The sequence below is a fragment of the Thiomicrorhabdus sp. 6S3-12 genome (assembly GCF_017571475.1).
In the GTDB taxonomy this organism is placed as follows: domain Bacteria; phylum Pseudomonadota; class Gammaproteobacteria; order Thiomicrospirales; family Thiomicrospiraceae; genus Thiomicrorhabdus.
On record NZ_JAGETW010000008.1, the window covers coordinates 47,660 to 68,110 of the forward strand.

14 protein-coding genes are annotated in these 20,451 nt (G+C 50.2%); 9 read left to right on the top strand and 5 right to left on the bottom strand.

Annotated elements, in window-relative coordinates:
• Window positions 1–6 precede the first annotated feature (6 nt).
• From J3999_RS09915 to J3999_RS09930, 4 genes are read left to right on the top strand one after another with little or no spacing between them, the layout of a single operon-like run.
• Entirely contained in the window at window positions 7–477 is a 471-nt protein-coding gene (locus J3999_RS09915) for a DUF4381 domain-containing protein (protein WP_208127742.1), read from the top strand.
• Window positions 474–1,478: a VWA domain-containing protein gene (locus tag J3999_RS09920; RefSeq protein WP_208127743.1), complete on the top strand. Its 1,005-nt coding sequence runs from the start codon at window positions 474–476 to the stop codon at window positions 1,476–1,478. The genes J3999_RS09915 and J3999_RS09920 overlap by 4 nt, the downstream gene beginning before the upstream one ends.
• Complete coding sequence (locus J3999_RS09925) at window positions 1,479–3,440, top strand: VWA domain-containing protein (RefSeq protein WP_208127744.1); 1,962 nt, start codon at window positions 1,479–1,481, stop codon at window positions 3,438–3,440. It abuts the gene before it with no gap.
• Entirely contained in the window at window positions 3,434–5,146 is a 1,713-nt protein-coding gene (locus J3999_RS09930) for a BatD family protein (RefSeq protein WP_208127745.1), read from the top strand. The genes J3999_RS09925 and J3999_RS09930 overlap by 7 nt, the downstream gene beginning before the upstream one ends.
• Before the next feature lie 9 nt (window positions 5,147–5,155).
• Here the strand turns inward: J3999_RS09930 and J3999_RS09935 are convergent, their stop codons facing one another.
• Entirely contained in the window at window positions 5,156–6,076 is a 921-nt protein-coding gene (locus J3999_RS09935) for a histone deacetylase family protein (RefSeq protein ID WP_208127746.1), read from the bottom strand.
• Window positions 6,077–6,124: 48 nt separating this feature from the next.
• On the opposite strand from J3999_RS09935, the gene J3999_RS09940 reads away from it, so the two are divergent.
• Complete coding sequence (locus J3999_RS09940) at window positions 6,125–8,800, top strand: bifunctional acetate--CoA ligase family protein/GNAT family N-acetyltransferase (RefSeq protein ID WP_208127747.1); 2,676 nt, start codon at window positions 6,125–6,127, stop codon at window positions 8,798–8,800.
• Window positions 8,801–8,909: 109 nt separating this feature from the next.
• Here the strand turns inward: J3999_RS09940 and J3999_RS09945 are convergent, their stop codons facing one another.
• The 3 genes from J3999_RS09945 to J3999_RS09955 form a co-directional block, all read right to left on the bottom strand.
• On the bottom strand, window positions 8,910–11,072 hold the full coding sequence (locus J3999_RS09945) for an AMP-binding protein (protein ID WP_208127748.1): 2,163 nt from the start codon (window positions 11,070–11,072) through the stop codon (window positions 8,910–8,912).
• Between the two features lie 47 nt (window positions 11,073–11,119).
• A complete protein-coding gene (locus J3999_RS09950; RefSeq protein WP_208127749.1) occupies window positions 11,120–12,385 on the bottom strand; it encodes an MFS transporter in 1,266 nt (421 codons plus the stop codon).
• Window positions 12,386–12,460: 75 nt separating this feature from the next.
• Complete coding sequence (locus J3999_RS09955; RefSeq protein WP_208127750.1) at window positions 12,461–13,363, bottom strand: LysR family transcriptional regulator; 903 nt, start codon at window positions 13,361–13,363, stop codon at window positions 12,461–12,463.
• Between the two features lie 150 nt (window positions 13,364–13,513).
• Between J3999_RS09955 and J3999_RS09960 the strand changes: the two genes are divergently transcribed.
• Window positions 13,514–14,074 (top strand): cytochrome b, encoded by a 561-nt coding sequence (locus J3999_RS09960; protein WP_208127751.1) that lies wholly within the window; start codon window positions 13,514–13,516, stop codon window positions 14,072–14,074.
• Entirely contained in the window at window positions 14,071–14,655 is a 585-nt protein-coding gene (locus J3999_RS09965; RefSeq protein WP_208127752.1) for a YceI family protein, read from the top strand. Before J3999_RS09960 ends, J3999_RS09965 begins: the two co-directional genes overlap by 4 nt.
• Before the next feature lie 56 nt (window positions 14,656–14,711).
• Here J3999_RS09965 and J3999_RS09970 read toward each other — a convergent pair whose 3' ends face one another.
• Entirely contained in the window at window positions 14,712–15,383 is a 672-nt protein-coding gene (locus tag J3999_RS09970) for a TetR/AcrR family transcriptional regulator (RefSeq protein ID WP_208127753.1), read from the bottom strand.
• 195 nt (window positions 15,384–15,578) lie between these two features.
• Between J3999_RS09970 and J3999_RS09975 the strand changes: the two genes are divergently transcribed.
• Together J3999_RS09975 and J3999_RS09980 are read left to right on the top strand one after the other, a co-directional pair.
• On the top strand, window positions 15,579–16,769 hold the full coding sequence (locus J3999_RS09975) for an efflux RND transporter periplasmic adaptor subunit (RefSeq protein WP_208127754.1): 1,191 nt from the start codon (window positions 15,579–15,581) through the stop codon (window positions 16,767–16,769).
• Complete coding sequence (locus J3999_RS09980) at window positions 16,769–19,891, top strand: efflux RND transporter permease subunit (RefSeq protein WP_208127755.1); 3,123 nt, start codon at window positions 16,769–16,771, stop codon at window positions 19,889–19,891. The genes J3999_RS09975 and J3999_RS09980 overlap by 1 nt, the downstream gene beginning before the upstream one ends.
• Window positions 19,892–20,451 lie beyond the last annotated feature (560 nt).

A 20,451-nucleotide genomic window follows, 5' to 3' on the forward strand; every position in this document is an offset into this window, starting at 1 on the left:
GCAAAGATGAACCCCGAAGTATTACAGCAACTGCACGACATTCATCTTCCCGACCCGATCGGCTGGTGGCCCCTGGCTTTTGCCTGGTGGATTCTGCTCCTGTCGATTACCTCGATTATCATCGGTGTCATCTGGTACTTTACCGATCTGAGACGGCGTAATGTTTATCGACGTCAGGCACAGGAAACTCTGCAATCCATCATGCATAGCGAACAGAGCAGCAACCAGAAAATCATGCACATCAACGCTCTGCTCAAGCAGGTCGCCATTACCGCTTATGGTCGGCGCAGAGTCGCGGCACTGCATCAGCAGCAATGGATTGACTTCTTAAAGGAAAATGCCGGTTATATTGCTCAACCTCCGCAGATCAAACAGATCCAGCAGGCGGCCTACGCACCTGAAAACGAAAACAGCCTCCAATTGCTCGCACAATGGCATGACTATGCCGCACGCTGGATAAAGGGACACCATCAATGAATTGGTCGAGCCTTCTGGCAAACTTCGAATTTATCTGGCCGTGGATGTTCGCTATTCTGCCGTTGCCCTGGATAATCCGTATCCTTTTAAGACCGGTAGCACAAAACCAGAGCACCCTCTTTGCGCCGGAAATCGTCGCCCGAATCGGTCACAGCCTGCCGAGCGAAAATCTAATCGAACCGCAACACCCCAAGTTTCGCGTCCCTTTCGCCTACGCTTTACTATGGTTTCTGCTGGTAACCGCCACCGCCCGCCCGGTCTGGTTTTTAACCCCGACGCCTTTCCAGCAGAGCGGTAAAGAGATGATGCTGGCAGTGGATCTATCCGGTTCCATGCAGAAAGCGGATATGTATCTCGGCGGTGATAACGTCAACCGTCTAATTGCAGTGAAATCGGTGGTTGCCAACTTTATCGCCCAACGACAGGGCGACCGTATGGGGCTGGTTGTCTTTGGTTCGCAGGCTTTTTTGCAAAGCCCCCTGACCTATGATCTGAACACGGTTAAAACGCTACTGGATGAAAGTCAAATTGGAATGGCCGGTAATAATACCGCGATCGGAGACGCCATTGGCCTGACGTTAAAACACCTGCGTAAAACCAAACAAACCGATGCCGTGCTGATTCTGCTCACCGACGGCTCCAACACCAGCGGAATCGATCCCATCAAGGCCGCCGAACAGGCACAGAAAATGCAGCTTAAGATCTATACTGTCGGCGTGGGCAAGGAGCGTAGCGGTTTCAACGGTCTGATCCCGAGTAAAACCGATATGGATGTCACCACCCTGAGCAAAATCGCCGACATGACTGGCGGGCAGTTTTTCCGCGCCAACGACACCGAACAGTTGCAACAGATCTATCAGTACATCAACCAGCTTGAATCGGTTCAACATGAGGTTTTCAGCTACCGGTTGCGCAGCGAGCTGTATTTTTGGCCGCTCGGCGCGGCGATGCTGTTAAGCCTGCTGCTGGCATGGCTGCACCTGCGCAGGTTGGGAGGCTAAATGCTCGGTTTTGAGGTTAATTTTCTGCGCCCATGGTGGTTTCTGACGCTACTGCCGGTTGCCTGGCTGCTGTGGCGCGCCTGGCAGGTCAAAGCCAAACAGGGAGCCTGGCATCAGGTGATTGCCCCTAAATTCCGCCAGCTTCTGCTCTCTCAGCCGCACAACGAAAGCAGTGTTTTTCACAAACTCTGGCTCATCGCCCTGGGACTTGTTTGGCTGCTTATGAGCGTAATTCTGGCAGGACCAAGCCTGAAATCGGTTGAGATTCCCGCGCAGAAATCGCAACAGGGCACAGTGATTGTGCTTGACCTGTCCCTGTCGATGCTTGCCGACGATTTGACACCGTCTCGTCTGAACCGGGTCAAATACAAACTCACCGATCTGCTGACCCAGCACCCGGAAATGCCGGTCGGCATGGTTGTCTATGCCGGCAGCGCCCATACCATCAGTCCGATTTCCGAAGACAACCAGACACTGCTTAGCCTGATTCCACCATTAAACCCACTGATTATGCCGCAATACGGCTCCGATCCGTTAAGTGGTCTGGAGCAGGCCAAAGCCTTGCTCGAAGGAGCGCATATCACTCAGGGACATCTAATCTGGATCACCGATGATATCGAAACGGATCAGACTATAGAGATCGAAAAATGGTTCGCGCAAAACCCTTACTCTTTACGCATCATAACCGTAGGAACCGCTCAGGGTGCGGCGATAAACCTGCCTAACTACGGGCTGCTCAAAGACGACCAGGGACAGGTGGTATTAGCCTCCGTTCCGGTGCAGCGTTTTGCCAATTTGAGCCAAAAACTGCAAGCCCCGATTCAATCACTTAAGATAGAACAGAACGATCTCGACTGGCTTTTGCCCGGCCGTCTTCAGGCTGCGGCCGCAGATAAGGAAAATAACAAGGAAGTCGTACACCCTTTGGACGAAGGTGCCGCTATTTTACTGCTGCTCGTTCCCCTGATCGCCTTTCTGTTCCGTCGCGGCCTGCTGTTTGCCCTGACTCCGCTAATGTTGACCTTTTCTCTCAGCGTGCCCGACCCAGCGTATGCGGAAAGCCAACTGGACGACCTGGCCAATATGTTTCAGTCACACAACCAGCAGGCTTATAAAGCTTTCAACCGCAATAATTTCGAGTCTGCGGAAGCCCTTTTCGAGGATAAACAGTGGCGGGCGGCGAGCCTGTACCGTTTAGGGCGTTATAAGGAGGCGGCCAAGTTTTTCGAACAGGATAACAGCGCCCGGGGCAAATATAACCTGGGCAACGCTCTGGCTAAGAGCGGCGACCTGAAAGGCGCGCAAAAAGCCTATCAGCAAGCTTTGAAAACAGACCCCGATATACAGGATGCCAAAGAAAACCTGCAACTGATCAATCGCCTGTTGCAGGAACAGGAACAGCAGCAACAAAACCAACCTCAGAATCAGCAAGAGCAACAGAACGCCAACTCGCAAAACGCTTCTGGACAAGAAACTCCGTCCGAAAAGCAGAGCAATCAGAATCAGGGAACACAAACCCAAAAAGAACAAGAACAAGCAAGATCGGAACAGAACGAAACCGATACAGCTGAAAAAGATCAAGATCAAAAATCTTCGCAGCAGGAAAACAATAGCAACTCTGCCGGACAGAGTGCCGATCAGGCATCTTCCGATGCCAATGGCAACAATGGACAAAGCGAAAACGCACGGGAAGGCGAAGAGCAAAAATCGCACAACACAATAGCATCAGAGCAGGAATCAGCAGAAGACCAACAATCCCCGCAAAAAGCCGGATCGTCCCGTTTAATTGACGAACCCGCAAAAGGCACGCCAAGCGAAAATCAGGACTGGGAAGAACAGCAAGCAACCGAGGCCTGGTTACAACAAATTCCGGATCAGCCCGGCCTGTTTTTAAAACGCAAATTCGAATATCAGTACCAGCAACGTCCGCCTGAAGAGAAGCAAATGGAGAAAAAATGGTAAGTTCCCCTTTCAGACATTTACTGAATTTTCTTATAGCCGTTTTCCTGACCGGACTCACTCTGGCTGCATACGCCGATACCCTTAGCGTCAAAACCGAGCGCCAACAGATCGAACAGGGCGACATTATTTCCTTGTGGGTCGAAGCGGATTTTCAGACCCTTGGTAATAATCTGGACTACTCCGCTCTGGATCAGGACTTTCAGGTGCTCTCCCGGCAGAGAAGTAACTTTTACGAATTCATAAACGGCCAGCAGAATGCCAAAACACGCTGGCATCTGCGCCTGTTGCCGAAAAAAAGTGGCGAGTTGCTGGTACCATCCCTGAAACTCGGCAAGATCCACAGCGAACCTCTGAAACTTTTCGTGCAAAAAAGCCAGCACAGCGACAGCAGCGCAGAAAAGAATTTCTTTTTACGTGCGGAAATCGATCATCAAACGGGATATGTCCAGCAACAGCTGTTGTATAAACTGCGCTTCTATTACCGCGGCAAACTGCTGCCCGGAACCGGCAACATCCGCCCGATTAACTTTGGCAACACGCTTAACGAAGTACTCAAAGACGAGTCGATCTACAACACCATAATCGACGACAATACCTATACGGTGCACGAATGGCTGTACGCTCTGTTTCCGCAACAGAGCGGCGAGCTGACAATCGCCGGAACACAAGTCAGCGGAATCGCCAGAGTCGAAGGCCGTCAGAAAGCGATCGACGAGCAAGCCAACGACATCACTGTGCAGATCCTTCCCGCAGCCGATGACGGACAACCCTATTCAATACAACAGCCATGGCTACCGGCAAAATCCATGCTGATTCAGCAGAACTGGCAGCAGACACCGCAAGAAATCCGCGTCGGCGACAGCCTGACTCGCGTTATCACTCTGCAGGCATTCGGACTTAAGGCAAGCCAGTTGCCGACCATCGAAACGCCTGACGGAGCCACTTACAAAGTCTATAGCCAGCCACCGCAAGGCGAAGAAGACAAACTTGATTCAGGACTGGTCAGCCGTATCAAAGTCACGCAGAATATCGTACCGACCGCCCCTGGAGAGATCCAGATTCCGAGCTACCGACTCAAATGGTTCAATACCGAAACGCAACACTTCGAAGCGGTGACCCTGGAAGGGAAAGAATTTACAATCTTACCAGCTGAAAATCAGCCGGATTATCAGCAAATTCCGGCACAGAAAAATCCTTCAGATACGAACCAAACTGATAACAACTTAACGGAAAATCAAAGCAATAACCGACTTGTTTGGCCTATTTGGCCGCTTTTGACTGCTTTATTTGCTATTGCCTGGCTGATAACACTGCTTTTATGGTGGCTTGCCAGAAAACAAAAACCGGCCGGACTGCAAACGGAAATTGCACATAACGACAACCGTCCAGACTTAAGCTTTCAGCAGTGGTGTCAGGCGGACGATAAAACCTTCTATCGCCATCTGCGCCGGCATCTGCACACGCAATTGCACATACTTCGCACCAGCGAACTCTTAGAGTTGGATGCAGAACCTCTGCAACAGAAAATTCACCTGTTCGAAAAACAGCTTTATGCTGCGGATATCGAAGCGACCGACACAGAAAAATTAAAAGCCGAAATCTGCACGCTGCTGGGTCAGATCAAACCTAAAACAACCGGCACACAGAACTTGACAAGAAACACCCAGTTACAGGCGCTCTATCCGCAAACCAGCCGGAAACGCTAGACAAAAACTTTAAAAACCGGACATCGCCTTGATATAAATGGCGGCGCTCAAGGCAAGCGCCTGCAAGTTATAGCCGCCTTCAAGAACTGACAAGGCTTTGGGATTTCCGATATCCGGAAGCACCCGATGCAGCGATTCGGCCCACAAAGCAAAGTCAGATTCAATCAGATTCAGCTGAGCTAAGGGATCACCCTTATGCGCGTCGAAACCGGCTGAGACCAGAATCAATTGCGGTTGAAACGCTTTCAGAGCCGGCCAGGCGGTATTCTCCCAGGCTTCGATAAACGTCTGCCCGCCCGTCCCCGATTCGAGTGGAATCTTGACGATATTCTCCTGCTCGCTTTCATCTTTGGTAAAGGGAAAAATGCCTCTCTGATAACTGGAGATCAGTTGCACCCTTGGTTCCGTTTCGGCATAGGTTTCCGTTCCGTTACCGTGGTGAACATCGAAATCAAGGATAGAAATTCTTTCCAGACCGTATTTTTCCAATGCGTAGGCAGCACCGACCGCGATATTGTTGAACAGACAAAAGCCCATCGGTTGATGAACTTCGGCATGATGGCCCGGCGGACGGACATTGCAAAAGACTCCGCTGACACGGTTTTCCATCAGCGCATCAATGCCGTCCAATACTGCTCCGCAAGCATGAAGCGCCGCAGAAATAGAATCCGGTACCAAAGCGGTATCTTCATCGATCTGCACCCTGCCTTCCTGCGGCAGGTTTTTTTGCATCACGTCCCAGTAATGCTCGGTGTGCACCCGCAGAATATCTTCTTTATCCGCCTTCCTGGCATCCTCGACCAGCATATAATCCATCAGTCGCTGAGAAATTAACTGATCTTCTATAGCACCGATTCTTTGCGCATTTTCAGGATGACCATATCCATTGTCATGTTTTTTACATTCAGAGTGGCTAATATAGAGAAACATGTATAACCTAAGAGAGTTTACTTATTCTTATTTGAAGGAATCAGGTCGATGCAACCACATTACCTAACTCAGCTTTTTAATCCCAAGTCGGTGGCTGTCTTCGGTGCCAGTGACAGAGAGGACTCAGTAGGCGGTACCGCCTTTAACAATTTACTGACTGCCGGCTTTCAAGGAAAAATCTATGCTATCAATCCTAAGCACAAGGAAGTCCAAGGTCAAGCGTGCTTCGCGTCTCTGGAAGATGTCGGCGAATCCATCGATCTGGCCGTAATCGCGACGCCGGCACATACGATTATGCCGATTATCAAAGCCTGCGGACAAGCCAATATCCCATTTGCCATCGTCCTTTCCGCCGGTTTTGAAAGCGAAGAAGGCAAACTGCTGCAGAAGACTTTACTCAAAACGGCGCGCCAACTCGGTATTCGCCTGCTCGGCCCTAACTGTCTCGGCATTATCCGTCCTAAAATCGGCCTTAATGCCACCTTCAGTAAAAACCAGGCACAAACCGGGAAGCTGGCTCTCGTCTCGCAAAGCGGCGCACTGTGTACCGGCGTATTGGACTGGGCCGAAACCAATGAAATCGGCTTCTCACTGGTCGCGTCCACCGGTGATGCCGCCGATCTGGATTTCGGCGAAATCCTCGATTATCTCGCCAGCGATGCCCAGACCCACAGTATTCTGTTGTATATCGAAGGGATTACCAATGCCCGCCGCTTCCTGAGCGGTCTGCGCAAGGCCGCGCGCGTCAAGCCGGTTATTCTGCTCAAATCCGGTCGCATGCCGGCCGGAACTCAAGCGGCAATCTCGCACACCGGCGCCCTGGTCGGCTCGGACGACATCTTCAATGCTGCGATCGAACGTACCGGCGTGGTGCGCGCGAAAACCATCAGCCAGCTATTCTCGGCGGCCAAAACACTGACCTACGATTTAACCATTAAGCAGAATCGTTTAATGATCGTCACCAACGGCGGCGGTCCCGGTGTTATGGCTACGGATCTGGCCGCAGAACTGGGCATTCAGATGCCGAAAGTGAGTGAAACGACGCTAAAAGCCTTAAATGAAATACTTCCGGCACACTGGTCGCATAACAACCCGGTCGATATTCTTGGAGACGCGACGCCGGAACGTTACCGCAAAGCGATCGAAATCTGCATGGACGACCCGGAAATCGACGCTGTACTGGTACTATTGACCCCGCAGGCGATGACCGATCCGGTGGCGATTGCTCACAGCCTGATCGAAATGCAGAAAACCTCAAACCATAAAAAACCGCTTCTTACGGCGTGGTTGGGTGAAAATCTGGTTGGACCGGCACGGGAAGCCTTCTATAAGGCTCATATCCCAACCTTCCGGACACCGGAAGCCGCAGTCGAAGCAATGCACTTCATTACCGAATATCATCACAATCAGACTCTGTTAAAGCAGATTCCGGAACCGAATGAAACCAGTCACTGCGATATCGACGGTGCCAGACAGATTATCCACAACGCTCTTCGGGAAGGTCGTACACTTCTCAACACATTGGAAACCAAGGCTCTTCTGAAAGCTTTCCATATCCCGGTCACCCAGGCGATGATCGCCAACTCTGCAACCGAAGCACTGGTTGCCGCAGAAAATATCGGCTTCCCGGTCGCTCTCAAGGTGAACTCGGACAAAATTACCCATAAATCAGACAGCGGCGGTGTTGAACTTAATATTCAGACCCCTGCCGAACTGCAGCACGCTTACGACCGCTTGGTCGCTTCGGTTAAAGAGCACTTCCCGAACGAAGACATCCGCAGCGTCAGCGTCGAGTCCATGCTCAATATGCCTTTCGCGCGTGAATTGATTATCGGCGTCAGCCGCGACCCGGTTTTCGGCCCGGCAATCTCTTTCGGATCCGGCGGAACCATGGTGGAAATTCTTAAAGACAGCAGCAGCGCCCTGCCGCCCATCAACGAATTTATCGCGAAACGGATGATCGCCTCGACCAAGGTCAGCAAAATGCTCGGAAATTACCGCAATCTGCCAGCGGTACAGATCGATAAGCTGATCGAAATTCTGATTAACCTGTCGACAATGGTCAGCGAGTTACCGGAAGTGGTCGAACTCGATCTGAATCCGATTTTAGCCAATCATCAGCAGGTTCTGGCGGTCGATGCACGTATCCGCGTCGAACGTGCGTCAAAAAGCATGGTGCCTTATGCTCATATGGCAATTCACCCTTATCCTCTGCACCTGGAAACACACAGCACCACCTCATCCGGCATGGAATTCTGTATCCGTCCGATTCGCGCCGAAGACGCTCAGATGGAGAGCGAATTTGTCGATCACCTTTCGGAAAAAACCAAATTCCTGCGTTTTATGCAGAGCGTGAAATCGCTGAGTCAGGAGATGCTGGTACGTTTTACCCAAATTGACTATGACCAGGAAATGGCCTTTATCGCCTATTGCGAGGAGGACGGTCACCCCAAAGAGTTGGGCGTAACCCGCTACAGCATCAATCCGGACGGCAAAACCGCCGAATTTGCCTTAGTCGTGCACGACGGCTACCAGCACCAGGGGATCGGCACGCAGTTACTGGAGTGCCTGATTGAAGACGCCCGACGCAAAGGGCTGGATAAACTGAACGGTGAAGTACTGAAACAGAACCAGGGAATGCTGGCTCTGGCCGAACAATTCGGCTTCCAGCTCAGTCCTTGCACCGAGGACAAAGGCATTATTCTGGTCGAGAAAAAGCTTTAAAAACGCTAAATAGGCAGTGAAATTACGGTTTTCCGTCCTGTTCGGCGGTAAACGGCGGATATTCAATAAACACGGATATCCGCCGGCTACAGGCCGTAACAACCGGCAATCAGACTTTTGACTGCTGCTCAACCAACTGCTGAACCGCAGGATAGTCAACCTTGCCGGTTCCCAGAACCGGAACCTGTTCAACCAGTACCACGGTTTTCGGGATCATCAATTCGGACACCTGATTCGCTCTGGCGGCATCAATAACCGTTTTGCGGCTTAAGGTATGATCATCGGTCACCAGCACCAACTGCTCGCCTTTACGCTTATCCTCAATCGCAACCACCGCATGATGTCCTTGCGGGCTGGCTTGATTGATATAGGTTTCTACCGCCGTCAGGGAAACCATTTCCCCGCCGATCTTGGCGAAACGTTTGGCGCGCCCTTTAATCCACACGAAACCGTCCTGATCGATATCGACGATATCGCCGGTGTCATGCCAACCACCGCTTGGTGGCTGAAGCACTCCCGGATTATCCGGCATCAGATAACCAAGCATCACATTCGGTCCTTTGACAAACAGGCGCCCGCCCTCTTTAATCCCCGGAATCGGTTCAATACGATGCTCAATCATCGGCACAAACATTCCCACCGAACCATGCTTGAAGCTGGTTGGAATATTGACGCTCAAAACCGGCGTGGTTTCGGTAACACCATACCCCTCGTAGATCGGCTGATGGAATTTTTCCGCATAAACCTGGCGGGTTTCCGGACGCAGACGTTCGGCACCGGCCACCAGAGCGCGCATACTGTAAAAGTCATACGGATTGGCCTTGCGCGCATAGCCGGTAAAGAAAGTGTCGGTTCCGAAAATCAGACGGGCATTTTTCTGATACACCAGTTCCGGAACCTGATGGTAATGCACCGGCGATGGGTAGAAGAAAACCCTCGCCCCTTTCAGAATCGGCCACAGCATCCCGGCAGTCAGACCGAAACAGTGAAAGGTAGGCAACGCATTGAACAACTGCTCGTTCGGCATCAGGTTCAGCATGGCGCTGATCTGCTCGATATTACTGACGATATTATTATGCGACAGCACCACCCCTTTAGGTGCACCTTCGGAACCGGAAGTAAACAGCACCACCGCTTCCGAATCGGGATCAAGACGATTACCCGGCAGGGATTTTGCCGACGTCAGGCCCCCCCCGAGTTTATCGAGAGTACCGATGCTTTCCCGAACCTCTTCGAGAACAATAAAACGCACGTCAGACGAGAGTTCTTCGACCAATTCCTGCAGCCCGAAAGCGTCGATAAAACGCTGCGAGGTAACAATGGTTTTCAACTCTGCCGTTTGACAGGCGGAGCGAATCACGTTTTTTCCGGCGGTAAAGTTAATCATCGCCGGAACATAGCCATAAGCCTGCAACGCAAAGAAGCTGGCCGGCATTCCGCTGACATTCGGCAACATTAAACCGACACGCTTCTCATCCTTAAGTTCCTTGTGCAGAGCCTTACCCAAAACCTTGGCAGCAAGCACGATCTTTTTCAGCGTCAGCTCTTGATGGTTAATGTCCTCGACGCAGATATCACCGGCGCGGAATTTCGTCTTGGCCTGCAATAAAGCGGTAAACAGGGATTTTTTCTGGATAGCCCCCAGATAGGCACTGTCGCGCATGATCTTCGCCACCTGTTCGGTGAGCAGTCTGTGACGGTCATGCCCTTTGACTCCTTTCGGAGCGGAAAGTTTCTGTGCCGGAGAAATCGTCAGGGTGATCTTCGGAAACCAGAAGCGTTTGATAAAACCGAAACGGCGGCCATCCAGATAGGAAAAACGACTCAGCACCGCGCCATCTATGTGAACCGGCAGTAATATTGCGCCGCTTTTAGCCGCAACCATCCCGGTTCCGTCATAAATTTTCATCATTGCGCCAGTGGTGGTAATCCGCCCTTCCGGAAAAATCATGCACTGCTTACCGGTGCGCAGTTCTTCAATCATATGTTTAGCCGCGTACGGGCTGTGCATATCAACGCTGAAATAATGACTCATTGCCAGAATCCAGCGTTCATGCCATTTATTGGTATGGCTTTTATCGACCATGAACGTGGTTTCACCGGGAAGAAACAGATCCAGAAGCGGGCCGTCCAGAAGGGAGACGTGATTGGCAATAATCAACAGCGGCTGCTGCGCCTGCTTAACCGCCCGGTAATGCTCCAAGCCCCTGACTTCAACGCGATACAACAGTTTAAAAAGCAGCTTTGCCAAGGATTTGAACAACCACTTCATTTAATGACACCCTAAAAGAAAAAAGTTAAAAAAGTACACAAAAATTGCTAATTTGCACCCATTTTAAACAATACGATCACCAAAATGTTCGCAACCGCCAAAATAACCAGCATGGCGAGTAACGAAAGCCCTAATCCGAACCCGAGCATAAGCAGCAGAGACGACAGCACCATAAGCCCCGAATTAATCAGGTTATTGACGGCAATCATCTGCCCCCGCTGCTCGGCCGGTGTCTTACATTGCATCAGAGTATACAGAGGCACAATATAGGCGCCGCCAAAGAAGGCCATCAACGCAAAACTGACGCTTAACGCCAAGCCGTAGGCACCGGAAAGAAATTCGCCCAGCGTTGTCAGAGCGAAACTTCCGTCGACCGGCGCATGCAGATGAATCAGCCAGACCGCCACCAGCAGACTGGTACTCATCAGAAGCAGCAGAAGCGGATGCCAGCGCAGATGAACCTGCCCTTTGAAAAGTTGAGCGATGCCGGCCGATCCAAGAGCGATACCAATGGAAAAAAGGGTCAGAAACCAGACAACAACCTGATCGTCCGCCTGCAGACCATATTTCACCAGAGTAGGAATCTGACTCAGAATCACGGCACCGAAAAACCAGAACCAAGAGATGCCAAGCACCGCAAAAAAGGCTTCCTTATGGCGGATCGCCTGCTGAAAAATGGATCGGGTATTACCTATAAAACGGATTTTTTCTGGGTAACCGGGATGAGGCCGTATTTCCCCGACGGCGAAACTGGCCAGATAACCTAAAGAAGCGACGACAATCACCGCGGCCCCCATAAGGTAAACGCCTTCATCCGGCATTACCCCCAGACCGCCGAGAATCGTTCCCAGCAAAATAGCGACAAAGGTCGAACCACTAAAAAGTGCATTCCCTTTGATGAGTTGTTTTTCCGGCAGAATCTCTGGTAGAAACGCATATTTGATCGGGCCGAAAAAAGCCGACTGGGTTCCCATCAGAAACAGTGTAAACAGCAGCAGTTCGATCGACTGTTGAATCAGCGAAACGGCGCCGAGCAGCATCACACCGACTTCAGCAAGATTGATTTTACGGATCAGCCAGCGTTTATCGTAGGCATCGGCGAGCTGGCCCGCCAGAGGGGAAAAAAGCAGAAACGGCAGAATAAAAAGTCCGGCAGCCAGTGTCACCAGAAGGCCGGTTTGCTCTTCGGACTGGCTTAATTTAAAGGTAATCAGGATCACCAGAGCGTTTTTATAGAGGTTGTCGTTAAAGGCACCAAGAAACTGAATGCCGAAAAATGCCCTGAAGGCGGGAAAACGAAGCACCGGCCACATAGACTTGTCCTTTACACTGCGGGATGTCTGCAAGCTTAATGACTCAAGCAATAAAACTCAAAATTATTTACCGCTTTACTTCCCAACCTCTTTCTTGAACGCATCACAAACCAGATCCACAAAAGCTCTTACTTTTGCCGAGAGATGATGCCGGTGCGGATAAACGATATAAATCCCCTGAACCGGCATTTCATAGGATTGCAATACGGCCTGTAAACGACCGCTGTTCAAATAATCGTCGGCGATGAACGTCGGCAAGCGACCGAACCCGATACCGGCCAGAATCAGCTCCAGTTGCTGAGGCAAGTGATTGGTTTGCGCCTTGGCAGGGACATCAATATGCAGGCTCTGACCGTTGACGAAATATTCCATCATCAAGGGCGCCTGCTGATAATGGTATTTGATTGCCGGTAACTGCCGCAGCTGGCTGGGATGGGTAATTTGCGGATACTTCTGCCAAAACTCCGGAATTGCGCAGGTGACTAGATTAAATTCGGTTACCTTGCGACTGATCAGACTGGAATCTTTCGGTTCTCCCAAACGCAGAGCGACATCGAACCCTTCGCCCGCCAAATCGACCAAACGGCTACTGAAATCAACCTGAAGTTCCACTTGTGGATACAGCCGCATATAGTCGGTAATAACCGATTGCAGATGCAAATGCCCGAAACTCAAGGGAACGCTGACCTTGATGGTACCGACCGGATTTTGCTGCAAGGAGTGAATATTGTTTTCCATCTCCTGTGCCGAACGCACTATATCGCGCGCTTTGGCGTAATACATCTGGCCGACTTCGGTCAGACTCAAACTGCGGGTCGAACGCTGTAGAAGTCGGGCATTCAAACGTTCTTCCAGACGGTTTACCTGTTTGCTGACAAAAGAGACCGACACGCCGAGGTTCTGCGCTGCAGAACTGAAACTGCCCGCCTCGACCACACTCACAAAGACACTCATTCCCTCAAAAACATCCGGTTGCATAGCGATCCTCAGCAATTTTCCTAGTCATTACCACTTAAATGGAAAAAGTCTTTTTATTATCAGCATATTCTCTATTAATTGGAAAAAATTTAAATTATTAAACATGGATCAAGGAACAGAGCTATCCGTTCCCCATTATGGAGAAATGCAATGCAATGGCGCAACGATAAAAATGGCTATGGACTGGTAGCGATCACTTTTCATTGGCTACTGGCGGTTGCCCTGCTCGGGCTATTCTGGCTGGGAACCTGGATGGTTGATCTCAGCTATTACCACAACTGGTATCACGAAGCTCCGAGTCTGCATAAGAGTATCGGCGTAATTGTAGTCGGTTTAATGCTGCTGCGTCTGCTATGGCGTTGGAGCAATCCGAAACCGGCCGTTCTGGGCACAAGCCCAATGCAGAATTTTCTGGCCGAGAGCGCTCACCTGACATTCTATCTGCTGGTGATTCTACTCGGTCTTAGCGGTTATTTCATATCCAGTGCAGAAGGAGAAGCGATCAGTGTCTTCGGGCTCTTCTCGATACCCGCTTTACCTTGGCAATTCGAGCAACAGGCGGATATTGCCGGAGAAGTCCATGAGATTATCGCATGGACATTGATCGCACTGGTGGTGGTACACCTGGCCGCTGCATTGAAACACCATTTCATAAACCAAGACAAAACTTTAAAACGTATGCTGACAACCAGCAAAGGAGACATATTATGAATATTAAAGCGACTTTAGGCGCACTGCTTTTAACCCCGGCTCTACTGGCGACGCCGTTACACAGCGCTCAGGCGGCCGATTACCAGATCGATACTCAGGGCATGCACGCCGCAATCCAGTTCAAGATTAAACACCTTGGCTACAGCTGGTTAAACGGGCGTTTCGAAAAATTTTCCGGAAACTACAGCTACGATAGCAGCAAACCGGATCAGAGCAAGGTACAAGTCACCATTGACACCACCAGTCTGAACAGTAACCACGCGGAGCGCGACAAGCACCTGCGCAGTAAGGACTTCCTGAATGTCAGTAAATACCCGCAGGCTAAGTTCGTCAGCACCGATGTCCAGGCAAAAGGCGATAAATTGACGATTACCGGCGATTTCACCCTGAACGGTGTGACCAAACCTCTAACAATCGACGCTCATAAAATCGGCGAAGGCAAAGACCCATGGGGTGGCTACCGCTCCGGCTTTAGCGGTACAACCAGCTTCAAAATGGCCGATTACGGGATTACCTATGATTTAGGACCCGCCTCAACCGAGGTGTTTCTGACTCTGGATATCGAAGGGGTTCGTAAGTAAGTCTTGCAGGGGGAAAAGGAGTATTTTCCCCTGTTTCTTTTCACGTGAAACGACGGCTATTTTTGCAGGCAGCCGTTGAGAAAAATATGAATTGCCTGTTTCAACGCCTGATGCAACTGTTGCTCTTCAATCGTTTCACCAAACAGTCGCGGATAAAGGAAAGGGCCTTTAATCATTTCGATAAACTGCGAAGCCGCCAGATAAGGATCTTCGAGATCGAGTTTGCCCTTGTCTTTCATACGCTGCAGATAATCGCCAAGGATTCGAATCCCCGTCTGCGGACCGAGTTGATAAAAAATACGCTGTATCTCGCTCTGCTCAAAGTTATTTTCGGTCACGACCAGGCGGTAAATTGCAATTCCGTCCGGGGTTGAAGTCACTCTTTGCAGACATTCACCAAACCGAAACAGGTTGGTTTCAATATCATCCTGCCAGAAATCCATATGGGCAAAAGGCGTAAACAACTCATCAGTTTTGAGTTTGAAGACCGCTTCGAAAAGCCCGAGTTTATTGCCGAAATAGCGATAGAGCGTATTCAGGGAACCTCCGGCTTCCTTGACAATCTCATTGACGCTGGTGCCTGCATAGCCGAATGAAAAGAAATGTTTTTCCGCAACCTCAAGCAATTTTTTACGGCGCTCCAGACCGCGTTTATTGGTCGAGACTTCCGGTTTAGTCTGTTCAACAGGTTCTTTATCGGTAGATTGATTTGCAGGATTTTGCGTCATAGATTCCCTTCAATAGCTCAAATTTTTACACCACATATTATATACATAATCCCCAAAAATGCTTTTAAAGCGGCATTGATAAAAGAATCATACGATTTTTTTGAAATAAATGTAGTGACAATTACACTTTTATGTATAGAATATTCTTTTCGTTTAATAATTAAAGACTTAATCACTCTTTAAGGCTGGCTCTATATGAAATACTCTCTCGCAACATCACACCGAAAATCGTTTTTACCATTGGTAATCTGCTCCTTTTTAATGCTAGGTCTGGTACACAGCAATAAAGTCATTGCTGCCGATGGCAATGCTGCTGCAGGCAAACAGGAAAGACCGCCTATGCCGGTTCAGGTTGAAAAAGTCAGCCTTCAGAATTTCCCATACAAGGCTACCTACCCTGCACAACTGGCGGCCAGTAAATCGGTTGAAGTACATGCCCGTGTCACCGGCATTATCGAAAAACAGTTCTATCAGGAAGGCCAGTTGGTCAAAGCCGGCGATAAACTGTATCAAATTGATGACCGCCGCTATGTGGCCGCAAAAGAGCAGGCGGCAGCACTTCTGCAAAGCGCCAAGGTTCAAGTAACGCAAAGCAAAATCAATTATGACCGTGTCAAAAAGCTGCGCGAGAAACAGTCTGTCAGTATTCAGGATGTCGATGACGCCTATACCGCATGGCAGGTTGCTCTGGCGGATCGTGACGCTGCGCAAGCCAAACTGCACAGTGCCCAGATCGAGCTGGACGATACGACAATCGAAGCGGAAATCAGCGGTGTCATCGGCCAGCGTCAGATGGATGTCGGCGACCTGATTAACCCGGAAGCCGGTGTCAGCTTGCTGAACAGCATTACTCAAACCGATCCGGTTTATGCGCATTTCTCGATTTCCGACAGTGATCGCCAGACATTTTTGGCGCAGGTGGATGCCGGTTTGGTCAAGCCTTTCGCCACGCCGCAAGTTATGTTAATCAACGCTAACGGCTCAGAGATCCAAGAAGGTCAGGTCGACTTTATTGATACGCAATTGGATGCCGCAACCGCCAGTCAACCGGTTCGAGCAACCTTTGCCAATCAGGACAACCGACTTCTTCCCGGTCAGTTCGTTCGCCTTGAAGCGACCCTCGGCGAATGGCAAAACATGCCAAGTATTCCGGAATCTTCGGTAATGCAAGTCGGAGCTCAGGCGTTTGTTTATGTGGCAAAAGAAGGCATGGCACAAATGCTGCCGATTCAGCTTGCCGGTCTTTATCAGGGCCGCTGGTTAGTTAAGGGTGGTCTTAAGGCCGGTGATGAAGTCATTACCGGAAACCTGATCAAACTGCGTCCTAAAACCCCTGTCACCGTTCTGCCGCCACAATCCGCCGACAAGAACGCGGGAGGTAAATAATGCTGTCGAAATTCTTTATCGACCGGCCGGTTTTCGCGACGGTATTTTCGCTGATAATCGTTATTGCCGGTTACATGGGAATGAAATCCCTGCCGATCTCGGAGTATCCGCAAATTGTGCCGCCTCAGGTTCAGGTTCAGGCAACCTATCCGGGCGCCAGTGCCGAAACCCTGGCTGAAACCGTCGCCGCACCACTGGAACAGGCGATTAACGGGGTGGATAATATGCTGTATATCAACAGCGTATCCTCATCCTCGGGGGTTCTGACTCTGACCGTAACCTTCCAGATCGGTACCGATATCGATCAGGCGAATATCAACGTCAATAACAAGGTGCAAGGCGCTTTGAACAAACTGCCGGCCGAAGTCCAACAGCTTGGGGTTAAGGTCAACAAACGCTCCCCGAGTATTTTGAAGGTTATCTCGCTGTATTCGGGTGACGAGAGTCTGGATACCGTCTTTATCGCCAACTACGGTCTGATTAACGTAGTGGACGAATTAGCGCGTATTCCGGGCGTCGGCGAAGTCCGCCAGTTCGGTTCCAAAGACTACTCAATGCGCATCTGGCTCAACCCGAACAAACTGAAGAAGTTTGACCTGACGCCGGCCGATGTCCAATCGGCCATCCGTCAGCAGAACTCGCAGTTTGCTGCCGGGAAATTCGGTGCTGAACCGAACGAAACCGGGCAGGCCTTTACCTATACGGTCACCACAGCAGGTCGTCTGAATAATCCGGAAGAGTTCGAAAACATTATTCTGCGTTCGGAACCGAACGGTGCCCTGTTGCGTCTGAAAGACGTGGCCCGCGTCGAACTCGGCGCTCAGGCTTACAACTTCAATGCAACTTTTGACGGCAAACCGACCGTTCCGATGGGTGTTTTCCTGCAGCCGGGTGCCAACGCGCTAGAAACCGGTGAAATAGTCGACGCTAAAATGGCCGAATTGGCCGAGCGTTTCCCCCAGGGACTGGACTACTCCATTCCGTACGACACCAACGAATTCGTTAAGATTTCGATCGACAAGGTGCTGTATACGCTGGTTGAAGCTCTGATTCTGGTCGTACTGGTGGTATTCCTTTTCCTACAGAACTGGCGTGCCACTCTGATCCCTGTACTGGCGATTCCGGTATCGATTGTCGGTACTTTCGTCGGTATGTATCTGCTCGGCTTTTCGATCAACCAGCTGACGCTGTTCGGCATGATTCTGGCCATCGGAATCGTGGTCGACGATGCCATTATCGTGGTCGAAAACGTCGAACGGATTATGCGCACGGAACATAAAGGACCAAGAGAAGCGACCATTCAGGCAATGAACGAAATTACCGGACCGATTATCGCCATCGTTCTGGTTCTCGGTGCGGTCTTTATTCCGGTGGCCTTTATCGAAGGTCTGAGCGGCGAAATGTATAAACAGTTCGCCATCACCATTGTTATTTCGGTAACCATTTCCGGTATTGTCGCTCTGACGCTGACTCCGGCATTGTGCGCGAATATGCTTAAAGAAGGACATCAGCAGGCAAACTTCCTGTTCCGCGGCTTTAACCGTGGGTTTGAAGGCTTGACCAAAGGTTTCAGTGCCGGTGTTCGCACCGTTATGCGCTACAGCCTGGTCAGCATCTTGCTGTTCGGCGGTCTGGTGTATGTCACTTACGACACTTTGCAAAGCCTGCCGAAAAGCCTGGTGCCGCAAGAGGATAAAGGGACACTGTTTGTTCTCAGCTACCTGCCTCCAGCTTCGTCGCTGGCACAGATGGAAGACGTGCGTGACCAGGTCAGCGAAACCTTGCTGGCTCATCCGGGCGTCAAACACTCGGTCAGCTTTGCCGGTTTTGACCTGCAAACCTTTACCAACCGTACCGACTCCGGTGTCTCTTTCGTAAAACTTGAACACTGGGATCAGCGTTTGGAACAAGGCTTGCCGTCCGACGCGATTGTCGGCCAGCTGTTTGGTCAGCTGAATGCCATCCCGAATGCCTTCAGTATCCCGATCGGCATGCCGACCATTATGGGTATGAGTATGACCGGTGGCTTTGAAGCCTACCTGCAAAACCGTAACGGAACCGGTTCCGAAGCGTTGAATAAGGTCGCTCAGGAATTGGTTGCCAAAGCGTCTCAACGCCCTGAACTGCAACAGGTTCGTACCACTTTCAATACCCGCGTACCGCAATACGAAGCACTGGTAGACCGTGAAAAAGCACAGCTGCTGAATGTATCGGCTTACGAAATTTTCGCGGCGATGCAGGCGACATTTGGAAGTTTGTATGTCAACGACTTCACGCTGTTCGGACGCACCTTCAAGGTTAACCTGCAGGCTGAAGCCGACTATCGAGACACGCCGGATAAACTGTCTCAGGTCTTCGTCCGCTCGCAAGACGGTAATATGATTCCGTTGAGCGCATTGGTAACGGTCGAACGGAAAACCGGTGCCGATACCGTGGATCGCTTCAACCTGTTTGCATCGGCCAAAATGATGGGCGATCCGGCACCGGGTTATTCGTCCGGACAGGCGCTGGCCGCTTTTGAAGAAGTGGCTGCGGAAGTCTTGCCGGATGGCTTCCAGCTTGGTTGGGTCGGTGAAGCTTATCAACAGAAAGCCTCTTCGGATTCCGGATCACAAGCCTTCCTTTTCGGACTGTTGTTTGTATTCCTGATTCTGGCCGCGCAGTATGAACGCTGGTCGATCCCGCTGGCGGTAATTACCGCGGTGCCCTTTGCCGTGCTGGGGGCTTCGCTGATGGTCATGTTCAGCGGACTGAGCAACGATATCTACTTCGAACTCGGTCTGTTGACCCTGATCGGTCTGTCGGCGAAAAACGCGATTCTGATCGTCGAAGTCGCCATGCAGAAACGCCGCACGGGCATGTCATTGAGCGAAGCGGCCGAGCTGGCAGCCAAAACCCGTTTCCGTCCGATTGTCATGACCTCGCTGGCCTTTACCATTGCAGCCATCCCACTGATGCTTTCGGAAGGTGCCGGTGCAGCGGCTCGTGTTTCGGTCGGAACAGGACTGGTCGGCGGCATGATTGCGGCGACCCTTCTGGCTCCGTTGTTTGTTCCGATGTTCTTTAAATTGATTGCCGGTTTGAGCGAAAATACAAACCTTCTTCGCAAAAAACCAAATTAATTAAACGAACTTTTTGATAAAAACACCCTCGCGTAGAAGTATCTATTCGAGGGTGTTTTTGTTTGCGGTCCGCATACATTTTAAATCCTTTCAAAACACGCTCTATAAATCACTCAATCACTTAATAAACTCAAACCCTGAACTTAGGTTTATGGCTCCGATTTTTACCTGAAATAATCAAATAAACAAATATCAACAAAACCCCTCTTTCATACTTCCAAAAACAAACATTCCACAACATTTACTTAAAAAACCTCTTAGAAATCAATATTTTATTACACTCCAGAATGCACCAACTTATATAAACAAAATGGAAATTTAGCACCAAAAAAGCAATTTAAAGTTTTGTAAAAAAAGCCATTCCTACGTAACACATTGTTTTTATTAATCAAAAAATATTTAGGCCAAAATTATTCTTAATCAATAAAGTTTATTAAGTTTTTCTGAGTCAAAGAAACTCTTAACTTTGAACAAAGTTAAACATTGGCCATTTTTTTAACAACTTTCCTTAACTTTAGTTTCACTTTCAATGTAATCACGCAAATTTACAAGGAGCAGCC

Coding starts and splice junctions, on each gene's coding strand:
- J3999_RS09965 (WP_208127752.1), top strand. CDS start 14,071: ATGAATATTAAAGCGACTTTAGGCGCACTGCTTTTAACCCCGGCTCTA.
- J3999_RS09925 (WP_208127744.1), top strand. CDS start 1,479: ATGCTCGGTTTTGAGGTTAATTTTCTGCGCCCATGGTGGTTTCTGACG.
- J3999_RS09970 (WP_208127753.1), bottom strand. CDS start 15,383: ATGACGCAAAATCCTGCAAATCAATCTACCGATAAAGAACCTGTTGAA.
- J3999_RS09950 (WP_208127749.1), bottom strand. CDS start 12,385: ATGTGGCCGGTGCTTCGTTTTCCCGCCTTCAGGGCATTTTTCGGCATT.
- J3999_RS09975 (WP_208127754.1), top strand. CDS start 15,579: ATGAAATACTCTCTCGCAACATCACACCGAAAATCGTTTTTACCATTG.
- J3999_RS09945 (WP_208127748.1), bottom strand. CDS start 11,072: ATGAAGTGGTTGTTCAAATCCTTGGCAAAGCTGCTTTTTAAACTGTTG.
- J3999_RS09920 (WP_208127743.1), top strand. CDS start 474: ATGAATTGGTCGAGCCTTCTGGCAAACTTCGAATTTATCTGGCCGTGG.
- J3999_RS09930 (WP_208127745.1), top strand. CDS start 3,434: ATGGTAAGTTCCCCTTTCAGACATTTACTGAATTTTCTTATAGCCGTT.
- J3999_RS09980 (WP_208127755.1), top strand. CDS start 16,769: ATGCTGTCGAAATTCTTTATCGACCGGCCGGTTTTCGCGACGGTATTT.
- J3999_RS09960 (WP_208127751.1), top strand. CDS start 13,514: ATGCAATGGCGCAACGATAAAAATGGCTATGGACTGGTAGCGATCACT.
- J3999_RS09915 (WP_208127742.1), top strand. CDS start 7: ATGAACCCCGAAGTATTACAGCAACTGCACGACATTCATCTTCCCGAC.
- J3999_RS09955 (WP_208127750.1), bottom strand. CDS start 13,363: ATGCAACCGGATGTTTTTGAGGGAATGAGTGTCTTTGTGAGTGTGGTC.
- J3999_RS09935 (WP_208127746.1), bottom strand. CDS start 6,076: ATGTTTCTCTATATTAGCCACTCTGAATGTAAAAAACATGACAATGGA.
- J3999_RS09940 (WP_208127747.1), top strand. CDS start 6,125: ATGCAACCACATTACCTAACTCAGCTTTTTAATCCCAAGTCGGTGGCT.